This is a genomic window from Bacillus sp. GbtcB10 (assembly GCF_019091365.1).
Taxonomy (GTDB): Bacteria; Bacillota; Bacilli; order Bacillales; family Bacillaceae; genus Bacillus; species Bacillus altitudinis.
This window is the reverse complement of sequence record NZ_JAGXJP010000478.1, coordinates 1-229: the sequence shown is the minus strand read 5'-3', so window position 1 is coordinate 229 and position 229 is coordinate 1. Positions and strand designations below refer to the sequence as shown.

Sequence of the window (229 nt, the reverse complement as noted above, 5' to 3'; positions counted from 1 at the left end):
ATGAGGGCGAAATCGCTTTGATGACAAGATGGGAGAATGAATTAGATAAGTACGGCATTGACGTGCTGAATTTTTTAACAGCAGAGAGTAATGACCGGATGGCGGCGTGTATTCAAGCCAATCCCGCGAGATTTACCGGATTTGCATATCATCCTTTGGAGCGGGAGGATGCGTATGAAGAGCTGAAAAGAGCGGTAGAAGAGCTCGGTCTGAAAGGATATAAACTGTT

The 229-nt window shown here is 45.4% G+C and carries 1 protein-coding gene; it reads left to right on the top strand.

The window, feature by feature from the left end; genetic code table 11:
* A partial coding sequence (locus KVT11_RS20885; RefSeq protein WP_217609247.1) for an amidohydrolase family protein occupies positions 1 to 229 on the top strand: 229 nt, incomplete at both ends.